An 18278-nucleotide genomic window follows, 5' to 3' on the forward strand; every position below is an offset into this window, starting at 1 on the left:
GAGTCCCCCGTTTATTGGGTTGCCTGGGCGTTCGCGGCTGCGGCCGGCGAGCGTGCGTGAAGGTTGTCGAGCTTGTGGCGGCCCACTGAGATCCAGAACGTCGCGACGAGCGCGACGATGGTCACGCCGAGCGCGAAATAGCGCACCCAGCGAGGCGAGCGGCCGCCCGGATGAACGTGGGTTTCCTCGATCTCGCGCTGGCGGTTGATCGACAACTCGTAGAACACGATCGTCGCGATCACGAAGATCAGCGACCAGCGCGTCTGCTGGCCGTCGGATCCGACCATCGCCCACAGTGCGTAGACGGCGCCGATCAGGCCGACGATCGTGTAGAACGCGAACTGGTGCGACGGCATCTTGCCGTAACCGAGCACCTTGATTGCAATGCACGAATAGATGTACGGCAGCAGCGTCATGATCACGGCGATCGACGCGACCTTGCCGAACTGCTCGCTCGCGCTGGGCGACATCGTCGCCAGCACCTGCACCGACATGATCACCGCGACGATCGCGAGGCCGGCCGACGGCACGTTTTTCGAGTTCACGCGGGCGAACACGCCGGCGAAGAGGCCGTCGTCGGCCGCGGCTTTCGCGGTCTGGCCGACCAGCAGCGTCCAGCCCGCGAGCGAGCCGAGGCAACCGAGCGCCGCGCAGATCGCGACCGCATTCGCCGCGGTGTCGCCGAGCGCGAGACGTGCGGCATCCGCGAACGGCGCGCTCGACGCGAGCAGCGCCTTGTTCGGGATCATCCCCATGATCACGGTCGAGCTCAGCACGTAGCAGACGGCCGCGAGCACCACGCCGCCGACGGTCGCGATCGGCACGTTGCGCGACGGGTTTTCCACCACCCCGGCCGACACCGACGCGCTTTCGACGCCGATGAACGCCCACAGCGTGAAGTTCAGCGTCGCGCCGATCGCGCTGAAGCTGCTTGCCCCCGACACGTTCCAGCCGGCGAAATACACGTCCTTGCTGAACCAGAACCAGCCGAACACGGCCATCCCGAGGATCGGCACGAGCGCGAAGATCGTCGTGACCGACTGCACGCGACCGACGACGTTCGGCCCGAGGATGTTCGCGTACGTGAACAGCCAGATCACGAAGATCTGCGCGAGCGCGAACACGAGCGGGTCGCGCAGCATCGGAAAGAAATGCGTCAGATAGCCGAGGCCCGCGACCGCGAGGCCGACGTTGCCGAGCACGTTCGCGAGCCAGTAGATCAGATTGGTCTGGTAGCCGATGTACGGGCCGAACGACTTGCGCGCATATGCGTACGGGCCGCCGGCGGCCGGGTCGATCGCGGCGAGCTTCGCGAACACCAGCGCGAGCGACACCGCGCCGACGACGGTGATCAGCCAGCCGAAGATTGCGATGCCGCCGGTGGCGGCGAGGTTCGCGGGCAGCATGAACACGCCGGAGCCCATCATGTTGCCCGCGACCATCAGCGTGGCGGGGATGACGCCGATTTTCGGCGCGGAGGCCGCCGCCGGGGCGGCGGCGGCACGGGAAGGGGACGAGCTGGCATCGGACATGCGAGGCTCCTTGAAAAGACGTGATGCGGTTGAGGTGGCGCGGCCGGACGCCGGTCGGCGATTCCGGAATGGATCGCCGTTTTATTAAACGAGGTCATGTTATATCGGTAATCGGATAGTTAAATGAAAATTCGGAAATTAAATTGATTAAATATTGACGTGAATCATTGAGACTGGCGAAACGATGTGTCGGAGTGGCCACGGTGATATGGTCCGCTGGGCGTTGCGCGGGTATGCGGCGGCGATGCCGGACGATCGAACGCGCTGGCTGATGGCGCGTCGATCGATAATCGATGTTTTCGTCGAACCGGTTAAATCAAGTCGTGATGTAAATAATCGTTCGGCTGGCGATGATTCCGGTTGACTGTCGTCAACGGAATGAAAACGCGCCGCCGGTGAATATGCGTCGCGTCCGATCGACGCGCGCGGCCCGTGAACACATCGGGAAAGGAATCCGGAAGGGGGCCCGCAAGCGGACGCGGAAACCACCCCGGCGCCAGGGCCATCGGCGTATCATCCGGATTTTCGTCAGCCCGATCCAGGCACCCCGCCATGACCTCCGTCGACACTACCCCCGTCCTCGACCATGACAAGCTCGTTACCTTCGTCGAGCGCAAGTGGAACGATGAAATCCTCCATGCCCTGACCGACTACATCGCGATTCCCGCGAAGAGTCCCGCATTCGACCCCGACTGGGCGAAACGCGGGTATCTCGAACGGGTCGTGACCGACGCCGCGCAGTGGGCCGAACGCCAGCCGGTGAAAGGCCTGAAGCTCGAGATCGTGCGCTTGCCCGGCCGCACGCCGGTGATCTTCTTCGAAACGCCCGCCACGCGCTCGGGTAGCACCGACACGATCCTGCTGTACGGCCATCTCGACAAGCAGCCCGAATTCGACGGCTGGCGCGCCGACCTCGGCCCGTGGACGCCGAAGTTCGAGAACGGCAAGCTGTACGGCCGCGGCGGAGCCGACGACGGCTACGCGATCTACGCGAGCCTCGCGGCGCTCGGCGCGCTCGACGAGCAGGGCGTCGAACGACCGCGCTGCGTCGGCCTGATCGAGACCTGCGAGGAGTCGGGCAGCTACGACTTGCTGCCGTACGTCGACGCGCTGCGCGACCGGCTTGGCCAGGTGTCGCTCGTCGTGTGCCTCGATTCGGGCGCCGGCAATTACGACCAGATGTGGCTGACGACGTCGCTGCGCGGGCTGGTGTCCGGCGACCTGCAGGTCGAAGTGCTCGAGGAAGGCGTTCATTCGGGCGTGTTCGGCGGCATCGCGCCGTCGAGCTTCCGCGTGATGCGGCAGCTGTTCGAACGCCTGGAAGACGCGAAGAACGGCAACCTGCTGCCGAGCGTGTTCCATTGCGAGATTCCCGACAGCCGCGTGCGCGAGGCCGATGCAGCCGCCGCGATTCTCGGCGACGCCGTGTGGAAGGGGCTGCCCTGGGCGTGCGGCGCGGACGGCAAGCCCGTGCTGCCAACCACGACCGACCCGCGCGAGGCGCTGCTGAATTCGACGTGGCGTCCGTCGCTGTCGGTGACGGGCGCGGCCGGCCTGCCCGCGCTCGCCGACGCGGGCAACGTGCTGCGTCCGCGCACCGCGTTCAAGCTGTCGCTGCGCCTGCCGCCGCTGGTCGACGCCGCGCAGGCCGTGCAGCAGCTGAAGGAACTGCTCGAACTCGACCCGCCGTACAACGCGAAGGTCACGTTCAAGCCGGACGCCGGCGCTGCGACCGGCTGGAGCGCGCCGGATCTCGCCCCGTGGCTTGCGTCGTCGCTGGACGCCGCGTCGCGCCGCCATTTCGGCGCGGACTGCGCTTACATGGGCCTCGGCGGCACGATCCCGCTGATGAACGTGCTGCAGGCCGGCTTTCCGTCCGCGCAGTTCATGGTGTGCGGCGTGCTCGGGCCGAAGTCGAATGCGCACGGTCCGAACGAGTTCCTGCACGTGCCGTACGCGAAGAAGCTGACCGCGGCCGTCGCGGACGTGATCGCGTCCGCACGCTGAGCGCTCGCGCCGCGTGCTCGTCCCGCCCGATCCGAGCGGATTCAACCCGACTTGACGGAGCCTTGCCGATGACCGCACCGCCGACACCCGACACCGAAGCGCTGCACATGCGCGCCGAACCGCTGCATGCATTCGTCGCGGCGCTGTGGGAGCGGGCCGGCAGCAGCGAGCGCGAGGCGCGGCTCGTTGCCGATCATCTGATCGGCGCGAATCTCGCCGGGCACGATTCGCACGGGATCGGGATGCTGCCGAACTACGTCGCGTCATGGCAGGAAGGGCAGTTGAAACTGAACGGGCACGCGTCGATCGTCCGCGACGGCGGCGCGGTGCTGACTGTCGACGGCGGGCGCGGCTTCGGTCAGGTAATCGCGTTCGAGGCAATGGTGGAAGGAATCGAACGCGCGCGGCGCATGGGCATCTGCGCGATCGGGTTGCGCGACGTCCATCACCTCGGCCGCATCGGTCACTGGGCCGAGCAATGCGCGCGCTCAGGGCTCGTATCGTTCCATTTCGTCAACGTGCCCGGCGACTTGCTTGTCGCACCGCTGCACGGCACCGATGCGCGTTTCGGCACGAATCCGTTCTGCGCCGCGTATCCGCGCGCGGGCCGGCCGCCGCTGCTGCTCGACTTCGCGACGAGCGCGATCGCGTATGGCAAGACGCGGGTCGCGTACAACCAGCGCAAGCGCGTGCCGGCCGGCTCGCTGATCGATCATCGCGGCCAGCCGACCGACGATCCGGCGGTGATGCACGAGCAGCCGTTCGGCTCGCTGCTGCCGTTCGGTCTGCACAAGGGTTATGCGCTTGCCGCGATGTGCGAGATCTTCGGCGGCGCGCTGGTGGGCGGGCATACGACGTACGGCGACACGCTGCAGAAGACCAGCGCGATCGTCAACGGGATGTTGTCGGTGCTGATCGATCCGAATGCGTTCGATGCCGCCGACGCGGAGCGCGAAGCCGACGCGTTCGTCGCATGGGCGAAGGCGTCGCCGCCGGCCGGCGGCGCGCCGGTGCAGATGCCTGGCGAGCCGGAAGAGGCGAGCCGCGCCACGCGTGGTGCGCACGGCATTCCGGTCGATCGTGCGACGTGGCGGCAGATTCGCGACAGCGCCGTGGCCGTCGGCTTCGGCGACGCGGAACTCGACGCATGGACGCAGCGCTGCACGGAGTCCGCATGAGCTGGCAATCGGAGAAGGCGCACGGCGAGGAGATCGCGTATCGGCTGGCGCCGCTCGGCAGGGTCGAGGTCGTGCGGTTTTTCAGTGGCGCCGCGATGCGGCTCGACGGCGTGATGTTCGGCTTCATGGCGCGCGGATCGCTGTTCCTGCGCGTCGACGACGTGAACCGCCCCGCGTTCGTGGCGGCGGGGATGGGGCCGTTCTCGTATGAGCGTCCGACGCGCACCGTCGCGCTCGAAGGTTATTACGAAACCCCGGCCGACGTGCTCGAGGATGCGGGCGCGCTGTTCGACTGGTGTCGCGGTGCGTATCGCGCCGCATTGATCGCGGGCGCGCCGAAGCGCAACGCGAAGGCGAGTGCGGCACCCGCGCGGCTTCCGGAGCCGAAGTTGGCCGCCGCGACGGCGCCAGCCGCGAAACGGAGCGCGAACCCGCGTGCGAAAGCGCCGCCGAAACCCGTTTCGAAACCGGCCGCGAAATCCGTTACGAAGCGCAAGCGGCCGTAGCGCCGGTTGCTCATCGTAGCCGCATGACGACTCACGTTCTCGTCAATTGGCGATGGACATCGCGCCGGCACCTGCGCGTGACGCCCGCCACCCGCACCGGAATGGACGAAAGCATCAACGTTGCCGAACCGCATGTGCGTCATGCTTCACAACGGCGGCCACGGCGTTTATGATCGGCGCGGACCGCGTCCGCGTCTGGCGCGACCGCACCTGCCGTGACACCGGCCCCGCGAACGGCGCACCGAAAGCCGCGCGAATGAATCCCCACTCACCGTTCCAGACGGAGACAACCGATGCTCGTCCTGATTCTCGGTTTAGCGATTTTCCTCGGTGTGCATTCGATTCGGCTCGTCGCGGACGGCTGGCGATCCGCGACCATCGAGCGAATCGGCGAGAAGCGCTGGAAGGGCTCCTACGCGATCGCGTCGATCGTCGGATTCGTGCTGATCGTCTGGGGTTACGGAATCGCGCGGCAGGGCGGGACGCTGCTGTGGATGTCGCCCGTTGGCGTTCGTCATCTCACCGGCATGCTGACCGCGATCGCATTCGTGCTGATCGCCGCGTCGTACGTGCCGCGCAACCGCATCAAGACGCTCGTCGGCCATCCGATGGTGGCCGGCGTGATGGTATGGGCGATCGCGCACCTGCTCGCGAACGGCACGCTGCATGCGGTCGTGCTGTTCGGCGCTTTCTTCGTGTGGGCGCTGGCCGATTTCGTCGTGTGGCGCGCGCGCGATCGCGGCAACGGCGTCCGTTACCCGGCCGGCAGATTGTCGGGCGATGCCGTGACGATCGTCGCCGGACTCGTCGCATGGGCTATTTTTGCGATGTTCTTGCACGGCCCGCTGATCGGCGTGCGGCCCTTCGGTTGAACGTGCACGCGACGTCGGCGCGAGCGCATTGCACGCGGGCGTTCGGCGCACGTGGCGCTTGACCACCGACGCCGAGTTCGTCGCGGCCGACGGCATGCGCGCAATCCGCGCAATCGGCGCGCATGCGTCAGATCGGCTTGACGAACAGGCCGACTGTCAGCGCGGCGCCGATGCACACGATTGCGATACGCAGCACGCGCTCGTTTACGCGGTGGAGCGCCCAGGCGCCCAGCAGCCCGCCGACGATCGCGCCGCCACCGAGCGCGATGGCCTCGCGCCAGTGCAGATGCGGCGAGCTCAGGAACAGCACGACTGCGGACGCGTTCATCACGCCCGCGAGCGCGTTCTTGGTCGACATCGCATGGCGCGGCGACAGGCCGGCCATCGTCAACGCTGCCATCATCAGGAAGCCGATGCCGCCGCCGAAGTAGCCGCCGTAGATTGCGATCAGAAACTGCGAGACGCCAGCCGCGACGGGGCCGAGATGCCGGGTATCCGCACCCGGCTTGCGGAAGAAACTGCCCCACGCGAACACGACCGTCGCGAACAGCACGAGCCACGGCACCAGGTGCGAGAAGATCGATGACGGGGTTTTCAGCAGCAGCAGGCCGCCGAGCGCGCCGCCGGCCACGCTGATCGCGAACAGTGCGCGAAACGGCAGCTTCCCGACGCCGCTCACCATGCTGCGACTCGCCCAGCCCGTCGTCACCTGACCGGGGAACAGCGCGACCGTCGACGTGATGTTTGCCGCGAGCGGCGACATTCCGGACACGATCAGGGCCGGCAGCGTGACGAACGAGCCGCCGCCGGCGAGGGCGTTCTGCAGGCCGGCCCACAGGCCGGCAACGATGATGAGGACGAGCATTGGCGCGGGAGTAACGAAAAGAAGTGAGGGGCACGTGCGATGGTCGCCAGATGGTAATGGAGAGTCGCGGCGGCGCAAAGCTTGTCGAACTGATCGCGGTGTCGGGCGCCGCGGAGCGCAGGCCGACCTCCGGTGTTGCATCGGGCATCGGGCGTTTCATGCCGTCACACCGTTGCGTGGCCGGACCTCCGGCGCGTGTTGCTTCACGCGTGCGGCTGCACGGTCGTTTCTTCCGCTGCCGGATCGCCGCGGACGTCCGGGTAGACGATCGCGCCGTCATCGCGAATCACCGCGCCGGCCGTGAGCTGCGCGAGTTCCGTGCGATTCTTGCCCATGATGTGCAGAACCGTTTCGCCCCGTGCGATCAGGTAATCGGACACGATCCGCCGATGACAGCGCCACCACACGGCTTCCGAGCACATGATCGCGCAGCGCTGTCGGTGCCCTTGCGCGATCAACGCGTCGAGGCCAGCTCGAAACTCGGGCGACAGCGCGTAGTCGGCATAGCGATGGAAGCTGCGGTTCGTCCAGAAGCCGTTGACGCCAGTGCGCACGTCGCGGGACTTGCCGCGCAGCCCGCCGAGTTCCGCGATGTGCGCGTACCGGATGCCGGCCCTGGCCAGCGCGTCGGGCAGCGTCGCTTCGTTGAACTGCGGATTTGTGCGCGAGCGCGTCATTTTCCGGATGTCGACGAGCAGCGCGACGTCGACCGCATCGAGCATCTCGATGAACTGGTCGAGCGTGCGGTTCGAGTGACCGATGGTATGGAACGGAAGCGTCACGCGTCGTCCTTGCCGGTGAGGTGTGCGAGCACACGACCGCGATGCGCGGCGGCATGGTCGGTGCGGTCGCCCTCGATCTCGTCTTGCGGATCTTCCGGCGACGCTCGGCGGCGATGGCCTTTGTCATCGAAATCCTGCGTGTAGACCGCGATGATCGTGCCGGTTGCGGAACCGGCTTCGAAATTCCAGCGAACGCAGTCGCCCAGCTTGAACGGCGTCGTCATGCGGAAATCCTCCTTGCATCGATGCGGTGTCGTCCGGATGTGCACGAAAAGCGTCCCGGCCGACGGCGCAACGTGTTGCCGGTCGCGCAAGCGCCGTGCCGGACCCGCCGGGCTTTCATTCTTCCAACAACGTGGCCCACCGTCGTTTTGCTTGCGGCCGTGAAATTGCCATGCTAATTTTTCATGAAATTTGCCGGTGAAAATTTCACGGGAGTCCGCATGTTCGTGCAGTCCGACCGTCACGTCGCGAGTTACTACGCTGCTGCATATCCGGCGCCAATCCCGCGTCGGCCGGAACTGAACGAATGCATCGACGCCGACGTGCTGATCGTCGGCGCCGGCTTCAGCGGATTGCACACGGCGTTGCGTCTCGCGCTCGCGGGCAAGCGCGTGGTCGTGCTCGAAGCCAGCCGCGTCGCATGGGCCGCATCGGGCCGCAACGGCGGACAGGCGTTGCTCGGCTGGTCGTGCGACATGCAGCCGCTCGAGGATTCGCTCGGCCGCGACGGCGCGCGGATGCTGTGGGACAGCATGCGCTGGGCGGCGGTCGAAGTGCGCGAACTTCCCGCCCGTCACGGCTTCGACATCGACTATCGGCCCGGCAGCCTGTGGGCCGCGGTGCGCCCGCGCCGCATTGCGATGCTGACGCAGGCGCGCGACGAAGCCGGGCAGCGGTGGGGCTACGACCGGCTGCGCATGATCGGGCGCGACGAGATGCCGGAATGGATCGGCAGCGCGCGCTATCTTGCCGCCCTCTACGACCCCGAGGCCGGTCATCTGAATCCGCTGAAGCTCGCGCTCGGGCTCGCGCAGACGATCGAACGGGCCGGCGGCCGCATCTTCGAGCAAAGCCGCGCGCTCGACTGTCGCGAGACCGCCGGTGGCTGCGTCGCGCGCACCGCGCGCGGCGAAGTGCGCGCGGACGTGCTGGTGCTCGCGTGCAACGCGTATGTCGACCGGCTCGATCCCGACCTGTCGCGCCGGCTGCTGCCGGTCGGCACCTACCAGATCGCGACCGCGCCGCTGGCGCCGGACGTCGCGCGTTCGCTGTTGCCGCGCGACAGTTGTGTGATCGACAACCAGTTCGTGCCTGACTATTTCCGTCTAAGTCCGGACAACCGCCTGCTGTTCGGCGGCGGCTGCACGTATCTCGGCGGAATTCCGGCCGACATCGCGGCCGCGACGCGCCCGCACCTCGAGCGCGTGTTTCCGCAACTGACCGGCGTGCCGCTCGACTACGCATGGGGCGGCCACATCGACATCAGCATGCGGCGTACGCCGGACATCGGCCGCCGCGGCCAGCGTTTCTGGCTGCAGGGTTTCTCGGGCCACGGCGTGTTGCCGACGCTCGCCGGCGCACGCGCGGTGGCGGACGCCGTGCTCGGCGACGATCGCCTGCTCGCGCAATACCAGCGCATCCGCAATCCGCGCTTTCCAGGCGGCGCTCGCTTCGCCGCGCCGATGGAGGCGATCGGCAAGGCCTGGTACCGTTTGCGCGATACCGTCTGACGCATCGGAATTCAACATGAACGAACAGGAAGAGATAGAAAGTCTGGCGATTCTGATCCGCGATCTGCGCAAGCATCGCAAGGTCACGCTCAACGAGCTTGCGGAGCGCATCGGTCGCTCGGTCGGCTTTCTGTCGCAGGTGGAACGTGGGCTGTCGCGGCCGACGGTCGCCGATCTCACCGCGATCGGCGAGGCGCTCGGCGTGCCGACCACCTATTTCTACAGCCTGAGCAAGCCGCGCAGCGTGCCGTGGGTCACGCGGCCCGACGAACGCCGCACCGTCTATTACGCGGCGGGCATCACCGACATACTCGTGTCGCCGAACATGCGTTCGCGCTTCTCGATCCTCGAAAGCCATCTCGCGCCAGGCGCGAGCAGCGGTGAGCGCGCCGTCGACGACAGCGACGAGCAGGGTGGTTTCGTGCTCGAAGGCGAGCTGACGATCTGGCTCGACGGCGACGATACACCGGTCACGCTCGGGCCGAACGACGCGTTCCAGTTGCCCGCGCACAAGCGGTTTCGCTATGCGAACCTGACCGACGCACCCACGCGCGTGATCTGGGTATTCACCTGAGCGGTCCGCGGGCAGGCGGTGTCGAACGGCCGCCAAGCTGCATCGAATATTTGGCGTACTGATTGGGATGCGGCGGGTTCCGTGCGGGATCCGAAATGTATCCGCCGAGCCGCCGTGCGGCGCCGCCAAACAAGACATGGAAAGGATGAGACATGACTGCTGACGTCGTTCCGATGCTGGTCGATGAAGTGCGCGCATTCCGGCACGCGCATCCCGAGATCCGCTATGTCGACCTGATCTGTCTCGATCTGCCCGGCCACTTCTACGGCAAGCGCTATCCGATCGATGCGCTCGAGAAGGTCGCGTCGGGTTCGCTGCTGAAGCTGCCGCAGAACTGCGTGCTGCTCGGCACGCAGGGCGGCCTCTACAAGATCGGCGATTACTGCTTCAACGACGGCGATCCCGATGCGCCGCGCCGTCTGATCCCCGGCACGCTGAAGCCGGTGCGCTGGGAACGGCAGCCGCTCGCGCAGATGCTGATCAGCTCCGACGGCACGGAGGCGCCGATCGAGTTCGAGCCGCGCGAGGTGCTCGCGCGCGTGCTGCGGCGCTTCGCGGCACGGGGGATCAGACCGGTGGTCGCATTCGAGCTGGAGTTCTACCTGTTCGCCGCTCAGCTCGCCGACGGGATGCCGCAGTACCCGCGCGATCGGCTGAGCGACGACCGCGACGATCAGCCGAACATGCATATCGAGCGGCTGTCGCGGTTTGCCGACGTGCTGCACGAGATGGTCGACGCCGCATGCGAGCAGGGCGTCGATGCGACGGTGATCACGGCCGAACTCGGGCCCGGCCAGTTCGAGATCAATTTCGGCCATACCGACGATGCGTTGCGCGCGGCCGACTGGTCGGCGCTGTTCTGCCGCAGCACGCGCGGCGTCGCGTTGAAGCACGGCTATCGCGCGAGCTTCATGGGCAAGCCGTACCTGCACGCGCCGGGCAGCGGGATGCACGTGCACGTGAGCCTGTACGACGACGCGGGTCGCAACCTGCTCGCGGCCGACGGTCAGCGGCCACTGCGGCACGCGGTGGCCGGGTGTCTCGCGCTGCTGCCGCATTGCATGCCGGTATTCGCGCCGAATCACAATGCATTCCGTCGCTACGGATCGATGGTGAACGCGGCGAGCCGCGGGAGCTGGGGCTTCGAGGATCGCGACGCGTGCATCCGGATTCCGGAATCGGATGCGCGCAATCTGCGGATCGAACACCGGCTCGCGAGCGCCGACGCGAATCCGTATCTGGTGCTTGCGGCGATTCTCGCCGGGATCGAGCACGGGCTCGATGCGAGGCTCGAGCCGATCGCACCGCTCAACGACGATCGCGGCAGCGGAGTCGACTTCCCGAAGGAGATGTTGTCGGCCGTCGCGGCGATGCAGGATCACGCTGCCGTGCGACAGCGGCTCGGCAGCGAGTTCGTGATGGTCTATTGCGAGAACAAGCGGCAGGAGGAACTGGATTTTCGCAACGAGATCGGCGCACGCGAGTATCGCTGGTTTCTTTGACGCGCCGCGTCGACCGGCGCGGACTAGCGAAGTGCGCGCCAATAGCGCACTTCGTCGATCGGCGTGCCTTCGATGTCGAATGTCTTGATGTCGCTTTCGGCGACGAAGCCTTCACGCTCGTAGAAAGCCCGCGCCCGGCGGTTCCGGACGATCGCCCAGAGCGACACCCAGGCATGGCCCGCGTCGCGCAGCGACCGGCAGGCATGATCGACCAGCACCGCACCGATGCCTTTGCCGCAATGCGCCGGATGCAGATAAATCGCGCCGATTTCGCCCCACGAGCAATCCTTGTCGGTGTCGCGCGTCGGGCCGTACGCGACCCAGCCGGTCACGCCGTCGGCGCCGCATGCGATCGTGACGTTCGCGTCGCCTGCTGTCAGCGCGCGATACCAGAAGCCGGTGCGTTGTTCGACCGATAAAGCCGCAAGGAACGAAGCCGGCATGATGCCGGCGTACGTTGCGCGCCACGATGCGACGTGAATGGCGGCGATGGCGGCGGCATCGGCCGGCGTGGCCGCGCGAAGGGCGATCGTTGTCGTGTTCGATGGCATGCGTGCGTGGTGTTGCCGCTTGCGGGACACAACGCAGACGTCGCCGCATTCAATCCCGGGCGCCGGGCGTGCATGCGGGTGCGGTCGTGAGCCGCACCCGCACTGTCCTTACTCGCCGAGCTTGGCCGTCACACAGCCCGTGCTCGCGCACTCGCGCTCGCGTTCGCGCAGGAACGACAGGCGCGATTGCGTGAAGTCGATCGCGCACTGCAGGTTCACGAGATAGCCGTCGTCCCGGGTTTCGCTGCAGCGGTCGTCGCGCTGCTTCATCCAGGCGAGCTGCCCCGTCTTCAGCTTCGCCTGCTGGTCGCCGCTCAACAGCTTGCGCACACGGCCGTATTCGTCATTCAGTTCGCGGTCGACCTGCGAAAACTCGTTGCTGCTGCAATACACCTGATCGAACGCGCTGCGCGGCTTCCCGCACCCGGCCGCGTGCGCGGCGAACGGCACGGCAAGCGCGAGCAGTGCACAGGATGCAAGCAGATTCTTCTTCTTCATGATGGTGCTCCTCACTGGGTGAAAACCGTTGAAACGAACGGGCGCGGCCGTTACCGGGCGGGCGTACACGCGTCGATCCCGCCCGCGATCGCGGCCGCCAGACGCTGGATCGTCTCGCGCTGCGCGAGCCGCTTTTCCTCGTCGGGATTGACGATCACGCCGGCTTCGACGAGCACGGCCGGGATCGGCGCGGTACGCAGCACGACGAGATCGTCGAAGCGGTGAATGCCGAGTTGCGGATCGATCAGCGGACGGTTCTCGCCCTTGATCGGTTGCGCGTGATACAGCGACGGCCGCTCGCCTGCCGCGACCAGCCGCTCGGCGATCGACCTTGCGCAGCGCAGGCTTTCGGCGTAATGCGGATTGCGCTCCGACACGAATATGGCGAACCCGCGGAATTCGCGTTGCCGGCCGGCGTCGATGAACTGCTGCTGCATCGAATCGTGATGGATCGACACGAACAGGTTTGCATCGGGCGCCTGCGTCGAACGCTGGTCGAGCGCGATCTCGCGGCCATCGGCCGACGTGCGCAGCACGCGATCGCCGTGCGCGACGAGCTTGTCTGCAACGGCGGTGGACAGATCGAGGTTGTACCGGTATTCGACACGGCCGCTCGCGCCGGTTGCACCGGGATGGGCCGGTGTATGGCCGGTGTCGACGACGATGTAGCGGCCAGGCGCCGGCTGCGCATCGGGGCTTGCGGCGTCGGCCGCGTGCAGCGCGAGCGGAGCGCCGAGCAGCGGTGCACATGCGAGCACGCGCGCGGCGGCACGCGCGAACGGGCGAAGGCGTCGAACGGTTCGGTTCATCATTGTTGTTGTCGAGAACGGCATACGGCGCGTCGCATGGCGCGGCGCCATCGGCCTGCTCAATGCAGTCGGAATGTGGCGCGATTATAGCCGGTGCCGGCGGCGCCGCAATGACGAAACCGGCGCCGGCGAGCGTAATGGATGCCGCTGCTCACGCGAGTACGCGCCGCGCCGCGAGCATGCCCCAGTACGATGCTTCCTCGAACAGCGAAAGCCCGGACAAGTCCGCGTGCGCGAACACGACGGGGCCGTCGGCGTCGCGCAGCGCGAGCAGCCCCGGCCGGCTCAGGAAGCCGACGTCGGGCGTCGCCATCGCATGGCCGCGCACGGTGATCTCGAGCGCGGTCGCATGCTTCCACAGCTCGCGTCCGTACACGGCATGCAGATCTATCGCCGCCTGCTCGCGCAACGCATCGGGCATTGCCTGCGTGAGCCAGCGGCGCGTGTCGTCCGGTGTATGCGTGCTCAGCGCCTGATATGCGGAGAACACCGACCGTGTCGGCGGCGACATGCGAATCAGCTGATGCGTCGACACCACATAGCCGAGCCCCGCGCCGTCATAGACGACGTTGTCCCACGCGAGCGGCACGCCGGCTTGCTCGGCCGGCATCCCGTCGAGCAGGAAGTTGGACACGAGCCACGGCGCGCGCGGCGGCAAGTCGCGCGCGGGATCGAAGCCGTATGCGCGCAGGTGCGGAAACACGCGCGCCGCGACGAACAGCGGCATCGCGCTGACGACACGGCGCGCTTTCAGCGTGAACGTCGACACCGCACCATCGGCGGCAATGCGCGCGCACAGCACGTCGACGCTGCCCGCACGCTCGTTCGCGCGAACGGCGAAACCGTCGCGCGACCAGGCGCTCGAACCGGTGCGCGCCGTGATCGATTCGCACAGCTTCGTCACCATCGAGTGCAGCCCGTCGGGCCAGGTCAGTACCGCGCCGTCGCTGGCGTCGCTCGCATGGCCGCCGCGCGACGAGAAATAGTGCAGACCGGCCCACGCAGACACCCGTTCGTAGCCGGCGCCGTAGTCGTCGCGGCAGCAGTAGTTCAGGTACCAGTGCAGCGCGGCGGCGGTGTAGCCCTCGTCGAGCAGCCACTGTCTGAACGAGCGTCGATCGAGCGCGCGCCAGCGCGGGTCGCGCGACGACTCCGCGATCGGGATGCAGAACACCTTGCGGCCGTCGGCACCACGCGCGGCGCGCAGGTTGTCCGTGTACGCGAAGAAGCGGGCTTGCTGAGCGAGTGCATCGGCGTCGAGGCCGGCCGTCGGGACGATGCCGTCCTGCCACTGCCCGGCGATGAACAGGCGCTCGTCGGGTGCGTGCACGAGCGCGCGTTCGTCGTACGCGGGGTGCGCGGTGAGCGCGCCGGATTCGATCACGCCGAGATCGGCGAGCATGTCGCGCAGATGCGCGGATTCGAGCGACGGCAGCGGCAGGTAGTGCGCGCCCTTCGGATAGCCAAGCTCGCCGAAGCGGCCGCCGGCCGCATTGCCGCCGAATTCCGGCCCTGCGAGCACCATGAAGCGCCGATGACCGGCACGCGCGAGTTGCCACGCACACGACAACCCGGCGGCGCCGGCGCCGAGGATCGCGACGTCGGTCTCGATCGTGCCGGACGGCGGCGGCAACGCTGCGTGGTCGCGCAGCGCATGGCCTTCGCGCATGCCGGGATAGTCGACGCGCGGCGTCGTCTCGATCCAGCCGGAGCGGCCGCACGCGGCGAGCGACGCGGCGGCGGACGCGACGAGGAACGTGCGGCGGTCCATCAGCGCAGCACGTGTTTCCAGTCGTCGTCGAAGCGGCGCACGAGCGGCTGGTCGTTGAGTTCGTTCGGCGACATCGGCAGCGCGGGCATGTCGGCCGGGAAGTGGAACATTTCGGCGGCCGTTTGCGCATCGAGCCAGCGCGTCGGCACCGAATAATGCGTCGGCACGGCGAAGTCGCGGCGCTTGCCGGCGATCACGAAACCCCAGTCGCCGAACGACGGCACGTAGCAGTGATACGGCCATGTATTGAGGCCCGCCTCGTGCAGCGTCGCGATGATCGTCCAGTACGCGTGCGGCGCGAAATACGGCGACGTGGACTGGATCACCGCATAGCCGTTCTCCGACAGGTGACGCGCGAGCAGACGGAACACGGGCACCGAATACAGCCGGCCGAGCCCGAAGTTGGTCGGGTCGGGGAAGTCGACGACGATTGCGTCGTACACGTCGGCGTTCGATTCGAGCCAGCGCACCGCATCGTCGTTGATCACCTGCACGCGCGGGTCCTTCAGCGAGCCCTGGTTCAACTTCACGAGCGATGCCGAAGTCGAAAAGAGTCTCGTCATCGCCGGGTCGAGATCGACGAGCGTGATGCGTTCGAGGTTGCGGTGCTTGAGCAGTTCGCGAACCGCGAGGCCGTCGCCGCCGCCGAGCACGAGCACGCGCTTCGCCCACGGCAGCGCTTCGATCGCCGGATGGATCAGCGCCTCGTGATAGCGATGCTCGTCGCGCGACGAGAACTGCAGGTTGCCGTTCAGGTACAGGCGCATGTCGTCGTGCCATTGCGTGAGCACGATGCGCTGGTACGGCGTGGTTTCCGAATAGATGGTCTCGTCGCCGTACACGCCGTGCTCGGCCCAGTGGGTGATGCGGTCCGACAGCGCGAAACCGGCGACGAGCAGCCCGATTACGAGTGATGCGCGCATCAGCTTGCCGCGCACGTTGCGGATCTCGTCACGGAACAAGTGCGTGGTCCACAGCGCGACGAGCGCGTTCAGCAAGCCGAACAAAAAGCTCGTGCGCAGCAACCCGAGGCGCGGCGCGAGCACGAGCGGGAAGATCAGCGACACCGCGAGCGAGCCGAGGTAGTCGAACGTCAGCACCTCGCTGACGGTATGGCGGAACGCCTGGCGGCGCTGCTGGAACGCGCGCATCACGAGCGGAATCTCCATCCCGATCAACAGGCCGAGCGCGAGCACGAGCGCGTAGAGCGCCGCGCGGAACGGCGCGGCAAGCCACGCGAACACCGCGAACAGGAGCGCTGCCGACACGCCGCCGAGCAGGCCGACGAGCAGCTCGATGTCGACGAAGCGGTCGAGCACGTCGTCGTCCTCGACGAACTTCGCGAGCCACGAGCCGATCCCCATCGCGAACAGGTAGCAGCCGATCACCGACGAGAACTGCAGGATCGAATCGCCGAGCAGGTAGCTCGACAGCGCGCTGCTGATCAGTTCGTAGCCGAGCCCGCACGACGCGAGTACGAGAATCGACAGGACGAGCGCGCGCTTATGAAGCATGGCGCGTCCGTTGTGCAGTGTTCGTCAATGTGGATATACTGGCGCGGATTTTCGAGGGGCGGCCTGCGATGGGCCGGCCTCCGACGGGGCGGCGAACCGAGCACAAAATCCGAGGAAAAGAATGAATAGTGCCTATCTTTATGCGGTTCATTTGCTGTCGGCGTTCGTGCTGCTTTTCGTGTTCGCGGCAGTGTACCTGAAGGTCACGCCGTTCGACGAACTGGCGCTGATTCGTGACGGCAACGCGGCTGCGACGCTGTCGTTCGGCGGCGCGCTGATCGGCTTCTGCCTGACCCTCGCGTCCAGCATCGCGCACAACTCGACGCTCGGCGAAGTCGTGCTGTGGGCTGTCGGCGCGATGGCCGTGCAGCTGGTCACCTATGCCGTGCTCACCCGCCTGATTCCCGGCATGAACCATGCAATCGAGGATCGCAACATCGCGATGGGCGGCCTGATGGGCACCGCGTCGCTCGTCGTCGGCATCATCAATGCCGCCTGCCTGACCTGACGCGCGATACGCGCGAGGAGACCGACATGAGTCTGGGTTCGTTTATCCGCAAGCAGTTCATCGACGTCCTGCAATGGACGGAAGATGCCGACGGCGTGCTGGCCTGGCGCTATCCGATGCAAGACCAGGAGATTCAGTACGGCGGCCAGCTGACCGTGCGCGAATCGCAGGTCGCCGTGTTCGTCAACGAAGGCAAGGTCGCCGACGTATTCCAGCCCGGGCTGTACAAGCTGGAGACGCGCACGCTGCCGGTGCTGACCAACCTGAAGAACTGGGACAAGTTCTTTCAATCGCCTTTCAAGTCGGACGTCTATTTCTTCAGCACGCGGCTGCAACTCGGCCGGCGCTGGGGCACCGCGCAGCCGGTGACGATCCGCGATCGCGAATTCGGCTTCGTGCAGTTGCGTGCGTTCGGCATCTACTCGTACCGGATCGTCGATGCGGCCGCGTTCCATCGCGAGGTCAGCGGCACGCGCGCGCAATACACGGTCGACGATCTCGAACAGCAGTTGCGCAATCTGGTCGTCACCGCGATGAGCACGACGTTCGGCTCGGCCGACGTGCCGTTCGTCGACATGGCCGCGAATCAGACGCTGCTGTCGCAACGCGTCGCCGAGGCGCTGGTGCCGGTGTTCACGCGCTACGGGCTCGCGCTCGATGCATTCGCGGTCGAGAGCGTATCGCTGCCGGCCGAATTGCAGAAGGCGCTCGACCTGCGGATCGGCGCCGGGATGGCCGGGGATCTCGCACGCGCGACGCAATACCAGACCGCGCAGGCGATCCCGCTGGCCGCGCAGAATCCGGGCGGCATCGCGGGTGTCGGCGCGGGGCTGGCCGCCGGCGCGGCGATCGGGCAGGCGATGGCCGGCCAGATCGCGGGCGCCCAACCGGCAGCGGCTGCAGCGCCTGCGCCCGTCGCGGCGCCGGTCGCCGCTGCGCAACCGGCCGCACCGGCAGAAGGCGCCGATTACGTGCAACGCCTCGAACAGCTGAAGGCGCTGCTCGACAAGGGGCTCGTGACAGAAGAGGACTACTCGCGCGCGAAGGCGGAAATCCTCGCGAAACTCACCCGGTAA

18 protein-coding genes are annotated in these 18278 nt (G+C 67.0%); 9 read left to right on the forward strand and 9 right to left on the reverse strand.

The genetic code is table 11. From position 1 onward, the window contains the following. Nucleotides 1-11: 11 nt before the first annotated feature. Nucleotides 12-1532, reverse strand: coding sequence for an arginine/agmatine antiporter (gene adiC / locus KDW55_RS14650; RefSeq protein WP_212197982.1), 1521 nt, complete (start codon nt 1530-1532; stop codon nt 12-14). Between the two features lie 552 nt (nt 1533-2084). On the opposite strand from adiC, the gene KDW55_RS14655 reads away from it, so the two are divergent. From KDW55_RS14655 to KDW55_RS14670, 4 genes are all read left to right on the forward strand, one after another. Continuing rightward, complete coding sequence (locus KDW55_RS14655) at nt 2085-3539, forward strand: M20 family metallopeptidase (protein ID WP_040140534.1); 1455 nt, start codon at nt 2085-2087, stop codon at nt 3537-3539. Between the two features lie 68 nt (nt 3540-3607). Continuing rightward, complete coding sequence (locus KDW55_RS14660; RefSeq protein ID WP_040140532.1) at nt 3608-4717, forward strand: malate/lactate/ureidoglycolate dehydrogenase; 1110 nt, start codon at nt 3608-3610, stop codon at nt 4715-4717. After that, on the forward strand, nt 4714-5223 hold the full coding sequence (locus KDW55_RS14665; RefSeq protein ID WP_069243560.1) for a TfoX/Sxy family protein: 510 nt from the start codon (nt 4714-4716) through the stop codon (nt 5221-5223). The genes KDW55_RS14660 and KDW55_RS14665 overlap by 4 nt, the downstream gene beginning before the upstream one ends. A gap of 293 nt (nt 5224-5516) precedes the next feature. Continuing rightward, nucleotides 5517-6095 carry an NnrU family protein gene (locus KDW55_RS14670; protein WP_059544396.1) on the forward strand — a complete coding sequence of 193 codons (579 nt, stop codon included), beginning with the start codon at nt 5517-5519 and terminating at the stop codon, nt 6093-6095. Between the two features lie 127 nt (nt 6096-6222). Here the strand turns inward: KDW55_RS14670 and KDW55_RS14675 are convergent, their stop codons facing one another. From KDW55_RS14675 to KDW55_RS14685, 3 genes are all read right to left on the reverse strand, one after another. Next, nucleotides 6223-6960: a sulfite exporter TauE/SafE family protein gene (locus KDW55_RS14675; protein ID WP_040140528.1), complete on the reverse strand. Its 738-nt coding sequence runs from the start codon at nt 6958-6960 to the stop codon at nt 6223-6225. A 203-nt stretch (nt 6961-7163) separates the two neighbouring features. After that, nucleotides 7164-7742: a DUF488 domain-containing protein gene (locus KDW55_RS14680; RefSeq protein WP_040140526.1), complete on the reverse strand. Its 579-nt coding sequence runs from the start codon at nt 7740-7742 to the stop codon at nt 7164-7166. Next, nucleotides 7739-7966 carry a DUF2945 domain-containing protein gene (locus KDW55_RS14685; RefSeq protein WP_212160448.1) on the reverse strand — a complete coding sequence of 76 codons (228 nt, stop codon included), beginning with the start codon at nt 7964-7966 and terminating at the stop codon, nt 7739-7741. Before KDW55_RS14685 ends, KDW55_RS14680 begins: the two co-directional genes overlap by 4 nt. Before the next feature lie 219 nt (nt 7967-8185). Here KDW55_RS14685 and KDW55_RS14690 point away from each other — a divergent pair, with 219 nt between their 5' ends. The 3 genes from KDW55_RS14690 (at nt 8186) to KDW55_RS14700 (ending at nt 11551) form a co-directional block, all read left to right on the forward strand. Then, on the forward strand, nt 8186-9475 hold the full coding sequence (locus KDW55_RS14690) for an FAD-binding oxidoreductase (protein WP_212160337.1): 1290 nt from the start codon (nt 8186-8188) through the stop codon (nt 9473-9475). A 16-nt stretch (nt 9476-9491) separates the two neighbouring features. Then, nucleotides 9492-10049 (forward strand): XRE family transcriptional regulator, encoded by a 558-nt coding sequence (locus KDW55_RS14695; protein ID WP_059544391.1) that lies wholly within the window; start codon nt 9492-9494, stop codon nt 10047-10049. Between the two features lie 152 nt (nt 10050-10201). Continuing rightward, complete coding sequence (locus tag KDW55_RS14700) at nt 10202-11551, forward strand: glutamine synthetase family protein (protein WP_212160335.1); 1350 nt, start codon at nt 10202-10204, stop codon at nt 11549-11551. 23 nt (nt 11552-11574) lie between these two features. On the opposite strand, the gene KDW55_RS14705 is transcribed toward KDW55_RS14700, so the two are convergent. The 5 genes from KDW55_RS14705 to KDW55_RS14725 all read right to left on the reverse strand — a co-directional run bounded on the left by KDW55_RS14705 (nt 11575) and on the right by KDW55_RS14725 (nt 16694). Further along, nucleotides 11575-12102 (reverse strand): GNAT family N-acetyltransferase, encoded by a 528-nt coding sequence (locus KDW55_RS14705; RefSeq protein WP_209821848.1) that lies wholly within the window; start codon nt 12100-12102, stop codon nt 11575-11577. A 108-nt stretch (nt 12103-12210) separates the two neighbouring features. Next, nucleotides 12211-12600, reverse strand: a complete 390-nt coding sequence (locus KDW55_RS14710; RefSeq protein WP_040140514.1) for a lysozyme inhibitor LprI family protein — start codon at nt 12598-12600, stop codon at nt 12211-12213. Between the two features lie 50 nt (nt 12601-12650). Then, nucleotides 12651-13412 (reverse strand): N-acetylmuramoyl-L-alanine amidase, encoded by a 762-nt coding sequence (locus tag KDW55_RS14715; RefSeq protein ID WP_040140512.1) that lies wholly within the window; start codon nt 13410-13412, stop codon nt 12651-12653. A gap of 148 nt (nt 13413-13560) precedes the next feature. After that, the gene (locus tag KDW55_RS14720) at nt 13561-15180 is read right to left on the reverse strand and encodes an FAD-dependent oxidoreductase (protein ID WP_212160334.1); all 1620 of its coding nucleotides are present in this window, start codon (nt 15178-15180) and stop codon (nt 13561-13563) included. Then, nucleotides 15180-16694 (reverse strand): polyamine aminopropyltransferase, encoded by a 1515-nt coding sequence (locus tag KDW55_RS14725; RefSeq protein ID WP_059544386.1) that lies wholly within the window; start codon nt 16692-16694, stop codon nt 15180-15182. Before KDW55_RS14725 ends, KDW55_RS14720 begins: the two co-directional genes overlap by 1 nt. A gap of 121 nt (nt 16695-16815) precedes the next feature. On the opposite strand from KDW55_RS14725, the gene KDW55_RS14730 reads away from it, so the two are divergent. Beyond that, nucleotides 16816-17202 (forward strand): DUF350 domain-containing protein, encoded by a 387-nt coding sequence (locus KDW55_RS14730; protein WP_040140507.1) that lies wholly within the window; start codon nt 16816-16818, stop codon nt 17200-17202. Nucleotides 17203-17228: 26 nt separating this feature from the next. Beyond that, nucleotides 17229-18278: an SPFH domain-containing protein gene (locus KDW55_RS14735; RefSeq protein ID WP_040140505.1), complete on the forward strand. Its 1050-nt coding sequence runs from the start codon at nt 17229-17231 to the stop codon at nt 18276-18278.

Origin of the sequence: Burkholderia sp. AU19243, assembly GCF_018148075.1 — a bacterium.
Taxonomy (GTDB): Bacteria; Pseudomonadota; Gammaproteobacteria; order Burkholderiales; family Burkholderiaceae; genus Burkholderia; species Burkholderia latens_A.